This window comes from candidate division WOR-3 bacterium (assembly GCA_016867815.1).
Taxonomy (GTDB): Bacteria; Hydrothermota; Tepidihabitantia; order Tepidihabitantales; family Tepidihabitantaceae; genus UBA2258.
In genome coordinates this window covers 1-6,543 of record VGIR01000124.1, presented here as the reverse complement: position 1 = coordinate 6,543, position 6,543 = coordinate 1, and the positions used below count along the sequence as shown (strand labels likewise).

The 6,543-nt window shown below is 60.7% G+C and carries 6 protein-coding genes; 5 read left to right on the top strand and 1 reads right to left on the bottom strand.

What is annotated here, in order from left to right:
• Nucleotides 1-377: 377 nt before the first annotated feature.
• The gene (locus FJY68_12925) at nt 378-2,033 is read right to left on the bottom strand and encodes a hypothetical protein (protein ID MBM3332727.1); all 1,656 of its coding nucleotides are present in this window, start codon (nt 2,031-2,033) and stop codon (nt 378-380) included.
• Between the two features lie 145 nt (nt 2,034-2,178).
• On the opposite strand from FJY68_12925, the gene FJY68_12920 reads away from it, so the two are divergent.
• From FJY68_12920 to FJY68_12900, 5 genes are all read left to right on the top strand, one after another.
• The gene (locus tag FJY68_12920) at nt 2,179-2,394 is read left to right on the top strand and encodes a hypothetical protein (GenBank protein MBM3332726.1); all 216 of its coding nucleotides are present in this window, start codon (nt 2,179-2,181) and stop codon (nt 2,392-2,394) included.
• Between the two features lie 3 nt (nt 2,395-2,397).
• Entirely contained in the window at nt 2,398-2,649 is a 252-nt protein-coding gene (locus FJY68_12915) for a hypothetical protein (protein ID MBM3332725.1), read from the top strand.
• 387 nt (nt 2,650-3,036) lie between these two features.
• On the top strand, nt 3,037-3,588 hold the full coding sequence (locus FJY68_12910) for a hypothetical protein (protein MBM3332724.1): 552 nt from the start codon (nt 3,037-3,039) through the stop codon (nt 3,586-3,588).
• Nucleotides 3,589-3,767: 179 nt separating this feature from the next.
• Entirely contained in the window at nt 3,768-4,655 is an 888-nt protein-coding gene (locus FJY68_12905) for a hypothetical protein (GenBank protein ID MBM3332723.1), read from the top strand.
• Complete coding sequence (locus FJY68_12900) at nt 4,652-6,385, top strand: formylglycine-generating enzyme family protein (GenBank protein ID MBM3332722.1); 1,734 nt, start codon at nt 4,652-4,654, stop codon at nt 6,383-6,385. Before FJY68_12905 ends, FJY68_12900 begins: the two co-directional genes overlap by 4 nt.
• Nucleotides 6,386-6,543: the final 158 nt, after the last annotated feature.

Genomic DNA, 6,543 nt, shown 5'->3' with positions numbered 1-6,543 from the left:
CCTGCAATAGCTCCAAGGCATCCTCCTGATCCAGCGAAGCCAGCACCTGCCTGCCTGCCGACCTGACGTTCCGACTTGCAGCCGACGACCATCTCCGGTACTTTCTCACAGCGGTTCTCCTTTCATAACATTCAAACAACCCAGATGCTACCATCCGGGCAGGGGAACCGCTACTGATTTTCAACTAAGACAGGGACATCCTCGGTAGATCCTTGATCCGTAGCTGATGCTAGTCTTTGCGGGTCGCATGTCAACTGATTCCGGCGGCGGACCCGAGACAGCTGAGTTGTTGCTCATCAGCTGCATGACCGAGCCCGGCGTCATGACCAGAGAGCGGGGAGGGCAGCGCCCTCCCCGCTCGGTGTCTGCAACTCTGCCTACTGTAGCTGAACCAGCTTCGTTGTCTCCGTCTGTCCGTTGACCGTCAAGCGGAGGAAACAGACTCCGTTCGCAGTCCCGGGGGCCAGGCGGTGCCGACCCGGTTCCATCGTGCCGTTGAAAAGCCGGCGCACCAGCCTGCCGCCCTGGTCGTAGACGGCCGCGTGTACCCGCGAGCGTGCGGAGAGCGAAAGGTTCACCCCGCCACCGAAGACAGCGGTCATCCGGTCGGGTTGCAGCGGCGTACTCCCCGCGCTGACTCCGGCGAAGTCGTAGCCGTCGAACCAGACTTTGCCAGACGCGTACTGGCGATACGCGATGAACCCGCCGAGTGTCAGGCTCGAAGAGCCGATGTCATGTGAAACCTCGCCGGTGTTCCGATGATCGTTGTACTCACCCCGGGAGGCCCAACTCGTGGGGTCGCTTGCTCTGGTGAAGGCATAGACGATGGTATCCCATGACGTTGTTGTCTCCGGCATCGACACAATGGCGCGGAACAACTCGTCGTCGTACGAGCGACGGATTCTTGGAAAACGAGCCAGCCAGGTTGACCGGGTCTGGGCCGTCACCGGCCAGAAAGACGCTGCCCACGAGACGCCGCCATCCGTAGTATACGCGTAGCGCGGTCCGATGTTGTTGTTGCCGGTGTACCGGTAGGTCACAAGCGTGATCGCGACTTGGCTTGTTCCCGGCGAGGTCCGGTCGGCGGCCACGGCAACTTCGCGGAACCGCTGGTCGGCTGCCGAGTCCAGAGTCTTAAACGACCAGGCGGGTGATACCAGGTTGTTCGTGAATCTTCCGACTCGGTAGTAGCTTGAATCGGTATCGTCCATGTAGGTGATGTAGCCATAGCCGGCGCCGCCTGCCGCAAAGCTGCCCCCGCGCCGGTTGCTGGTAACGTAGTTGGCATTCCCCCATGTGGCGCCCGCGTTGGTCGAGCTCATCGCCCGGATGTCCCCGTCGGCTTCCGTCCAGACGACGAACAGGTGCTCGGGGTTCTCGATGTTCCGGTCCATTGCCACGCGAACGATGCTGTTGTTCGTGTCGATGGTCGTCCAGTGGAAAGTGGCGCCGTCCGGGGTCGACCGGCGAATGCGCAGACCCACTGAGTCGGTGGCCTCGACGAAGTAGAGCCACGTCGTGTCGCCGGGACCGTGGCCGCAGAGTATCTGCGCATCTACGATGTTGCCCTGAGTCGTGCCACCGATGACATGCGGGTAGGAGGCCCAGTTCACTCCGCCGTCGGTTGAGCGCCACATATGCGCCGTGTCGTAGACACCGGCGTCGCGATGAAGCATGCACACGTAGATGTCACCGCTCAGGTTGTCGTTGTCGGCTGAGATACGTCCGCTGATTTCTTGTACGCGTTCCCCGACGAGGACGTCTGAACCCCAATCGCGAGCTGGCTCCTGCCAGTTCGGGTCGTCGAACTCGTTCGGCGTCCCCGTTCCACCGGCGTCCGTACGAGTCCTGTCCGGCTCGTTGCAGTTGATGACATTGTTGTTGCCTGTGGACTGCCCCTGGTCAACCGGCGTCTGGCCGTCCCACAGGTGCTGCCACGCGGGAATCAGTCGTTCGGTCGGTCCGGTCTCGGCCGAACTTGCCGCCATGACTGCTGCTGTGAGCAGCAGGGAGAGGAAGACTGCTTTCTGCACTGTACCTCCTTTGCTCGGTGCTTAGCTGGTTTCCGCGTCACAAGGCGCGGCACACCCGCGTGAGTTCAATATACATCTCCCTGATTCCCTGTCAACTGAGATGCCGGCTGTTGACAACCGTGACGGTTGAGGTGACAATCTGGCCATGCCGGATTCACGGCCCTACCTGCTTGCTCTCGCGCTGGAGGCGGCGCCGTTGGGCGCTGTCCGGCTGGCGCGGCCCGGCCGGCGACGGAGCGCCTACGTGGCGACACTCAGAGTCGAGCCGGATGACTATCAGCCGGCTGGCCTGATCCCGACCGAGTCGGGTATCGACGTGCTCTGGCAGTTCTGCGGAAGCCCGAGGATGGCAGATAGGTGAACCATGGCAAGTAAGTTGAAGATCCCGAAGCGCGACGCCGAGCGCGCGCGCACGGTGCTGAAGTACGCCCAGAAGACCGAGCCGAAGTACGGCAAGCCCAACTCTTTCTTGGCGTACGTGCTGTTCCTCATCGGCCTGGCCGCTGCCGGCCTGGCAGTCTACTACGCTCTCAATCACAGGGAGCAGCTCGCCAAGCTCTGGTACGAGGCGACACACCGGGATTCCGTATCAGTCCCGGTTCACCCCGACCAGTAACGTAACCTGTGGTCCCGCATTTCGCCCTGCAGATGACACCGCAAGCTATCCTGCAGACTGCCCTGAGTGCCGGCCTGCGAGCTACGCCGAGGGCAGCGCCGGAGGTGGCTTTCTGAGTTGGCTCCGAAATAGCCCTGCAGACCGCGGTTCAAGTCGCCCCGGACACTACTCGGACTATCCCCTGGAGGGTGACCTTGAGAATCACGCGGCAGACCATCTCCCGAGCCGTCCCCGGAACGACCCCCGGTGCGACTCGCGGATTGACTCAAATGTACTATGGGAGCGGGACTTAGTGAGTCTTGAGTCGACTAGCCGCGTGAGACCAATCAGTATCATGCGGACGATGGCTGCAGGCATGAAGAGCATCAGACAAAGGAGGTCCGCCATATGAGTCTTGCGAAGCGACGGGAATTCCTGATGCGTGAGCGGCTGTTCTCGCTCTGGGACAAGGTTGAGGTGATGGACCCGGCAACGCAGGGCGTGGTCGGGCACTTCCAGAAGAAGCTGTTCACCTTCCGTACGCAGTACCGCCTGCAGGAGCCGCTCGGCGACATCGAGCTGTTTGTCCAGCAGAAGCTCCTGGCCTGGCGGCCGACCTACAAGTTCTTTCGCGGCAATCTTGCGGGTGAGCCGGAGGAGGTTGGATTCCTCGGGATTCTCAGAAGGGGATTCTTCGCATTCTATCCCCACTACTGGTTCGAATCACCTGACGGCACGCGGCGGTTCGAGGTGAACGGCGACTTCTTTGGTTTGACCTATGACATCGTCGAGGGCGGCCGGAGCATCGGCAGCGTGTCGAAGAAGTTCTGGGCGATTCGGGACACCTACGGACTGAGAATCGAACCCTCCGTGCCGGACCAGACCGCGTTGCTGCTTCTGGGCGCGGTGATGGTCATCCACGCCATCCACGAAAAGCGCGAGCGGCGAAGCCGAGGCTGAGGCCCTGCGGACTAGCGCAAGCCCAAGCTCAAGCGCAAGCCAGTCCCCGAATCCCCGAATCCGCGCGCTTGACTTCCTCCCGTAGCGCGCCATAATCCGGCGTGGAACTAGAGGCCGGTTCGGTCATACAGGACGTGCTCAGAGTCTCAGCCCGAGGCGTTGCTGAAGGGAGGTCGTAGGTGACACGGAAGTCCGTTGACGAAGGACCGTTTGATCTGCTGGAGAAGCGGTTCGTGTTCCTCGTGTCGAGGGTCTTCTTTTGGGTGCTATGCGGAGCGGCGGCGGTTGCATTGGTCGCGGCCATTGTCGTGCTCCTGGTGAATCTTGTGCCAGCGGTCAAGCAGAAAGTGGAAGCTCCGTCCAAACCCGCCGAAATATCGCTGAGTCAAGCCGACGTCGAACAGGTGCTGGCGCCGCAGCCTTCCTCAAAGCCTGACTCTAGGGCTGGCCGGGCCGAACCACCCGCGTCGCCATCTAGACCTGCGGAGACTTCGAAGCTCGCGGTTCCGAAGGACACCCTTGACCCCACGCTGAAGGCCAAGATCGACACACTGAGAGCGCTGTTTCCTTCCGACAAGTATGCCTGGGAGTCAGTCTATGGATCGCGGCCGGCGGAAACCGACTTCTGGGGCAGAGTCACGTCGCGCGAAACCTATCTTGCGAAGCGTGGGCTTGAGTATACTCTGGGACGCGTGCTCTCACTCTACGAAGGGACTGCGGCACGAGTGAAAGTGGTTGAGGAGGCGACAGCAGTCATGTCCAAGTTCGACCTGGATAGAAGAGGCGCGGCATTTGATGCCTGGGCTACTTTGCGAAGAGAGCGAGAAACGGCCCGCCAGCGAGAACTCCGCGTGCTCGAAGCGAGATACTCAGCAGATCGGAGGTCTGCAGAAGCGCGTTTTGCTGAGGAGCAGAACAAGAAGGCCCGAGGTGTGAAGGACGCTCTTCGATATGTAGGGGCGGCATTCGCCGGGATCGCTCTTGTCGGGCTTTTCCTCTGCTTCCTAGCGATCGAACGGAATACGAGGATGCTCAAGGCGATGATGGAGAAGAACCACCTAGCGTGAGACGGCAGCCGGCAGGGCTTTTGGCGCTGGCGACGGTGCTATCGATCGGCTCGTGCTCCTCGAAGCTCGTGAATTCTGCAGCGGAGTACCGACGAGTAACACCCGAGAAGACGCGACTCAACTGGGTCTGGCCGCGGCGGAGCACGCCCGTGCTGTCAACAACACTCACAAGTGAGTTCCTATCGGAACGTGTCGAGACAAGGTACTACCACAGCGACTACACTTGGACCAACCTCGGTTGCTGGCTTGGCGCGATGACTCTGCCACTCGTCGCCGCAGCGGCAGTCAACGATTGGCGTGACCATGTGGACGCTTTCGGGAACAAGAAGTCTGGTACCAGCAGGAATCTAGCATACGGTTCGATTCTCGCCCTAGGTGGGTGTCTCTATTTTGGGATACCAAACCGTTCTCGGTTTCCCCTCCGGCCGCGCGATTGGTCAAAGGAGGTAGTTTCGCGTGGGGATACGTCGTATCAGCACGGAGCGCGAGTTTGCGATCGTTCTGTGTTGGTTTCGGGGGCCGACCGCGGAAACGGCCGGAGCGTCCGAACTACCGAAGATGGAATTCTGAACGTGGACTTAAGAGACTTCTACGAAGCGGTACTGGACGATTCGGCGTTGCGCCTAACGGCAACGTGGGACGGAATGTGTGCCTCGCTAGAGGTTCCAGGCAACTATGTCAGCGCGGTCCGGCGTGCCGAACTCGCTGCGGACTCTCTGCTTGCGCTCGCAGCCCAAGCAGAGAAGGAAAACAACTACGAAGTTGCGCACTCTCTCTACGACAACTTGGTGTCGAACTACGCTCAGACTCGGCCAGCGGCTCTTGCTTCCAGCAAGGTCCATGAAGTCAGCAGGAGACTTCTTCCGACCAGGATGCGGTTCCTGCGAACTAACCCCCAAGGTTTCGAGGAGTACCTGTGGCCTATGGACTCGTCGGTAATGGTGAAGATTCCGGCTGGCGCGTTCCTGATGGGAAGTCAAGAGGGTGAAGGCGAGAGCAACGAGCGCCCTCGGCACCAAGTCACCATGAGCGAATACTATGTAGATAAGTGCGAGGTGACCAACCGTCAGTTCGAGGAGTTCGTCAAAGCGACTGGATATCGCACCGACGCGGAGACTATGTCCGATTCAAGCTGTGTGTACGACCCCGACTCCTCCAGGGCGGTTTGGCGCACGGGCGTGAACTGGCGGGACTACGCCTTCACTGGCAGGGAGAACCACCCCGTCGTCCTGGTGTCGTGGAACGACGCCAACGCGTACTGCGACTGGGTGGGCAGGCGCCTACCGACTGAGGCGGAGTGGGAGAAGGCGGCACGCGGAACCGATGCGCGGAAGTACCCTTGGGGTGATGCTGAGCCCCACGCGAGCGGGATACACCGGGCCAACTGGGCGGTGGGCTTGGACTGGGACTCAGGCCCCGAGGAATGGAAACTCGACGGATACGGATTCACTGCGCCGGTCGGCCACTACCCGCTCGGTGTATCGCCCTACGGGTGTCTCGACATGGCTGGCAATGTACGCGAGTGGTGCCAGGACAGGTATTCCGAGGGGTACTATCGCCGAAGTCCCGGTGACAATCCGCAGGGACCGACAAGTGGCTCGGTCCGTGTCATACGAGACGGTTCATGGTTCGCCGAAACAGGGGGCCTGCGTAGTGCGAGGCGGGGCGGAAACAAACCCTCACTTCGAAGCGACTTCTTGGGCTTCCGCTGTACTGTGGGGACGGATTGACCTCTATTGGGGCTGTTGAAAAACCCTCTTTTGATGCAACCATGTAAGTATGTCAGCCGTCTGAAGGTTGGATGCCACCGAAAGGAGCCCGACCTTGATTGGACATCAAGACCGCTGGCAAGAGGACCTGTTTGTAGCCTGTCCTCTACGCGACCTTG

Bases quoted from the DNA above. Each gene is read 5' to 3' on its own strand.
- FJY68_12920 (MBM3332726.1), top strand. From the start codon at position 2,179: ATGCCGGATTCACGGCCCTACCTGCTTGCTCTCGCGCTGGAGGCGGCG.
- FJY68_12915 (MBM3332725.1), top strand. From the start codon at position 2,398: ATGGCAAGTAAGTTGAAGATCCCGAAGCGCGACGCCGAGCGCGCGCGC.
- FJY68_12910 (MBM3332724.1), top strand. From the start codon at position 3,037: ATGAGTCTTGCGAAGCGACGGGAATTCCTGATGCGTGAGCGGCTGTTC.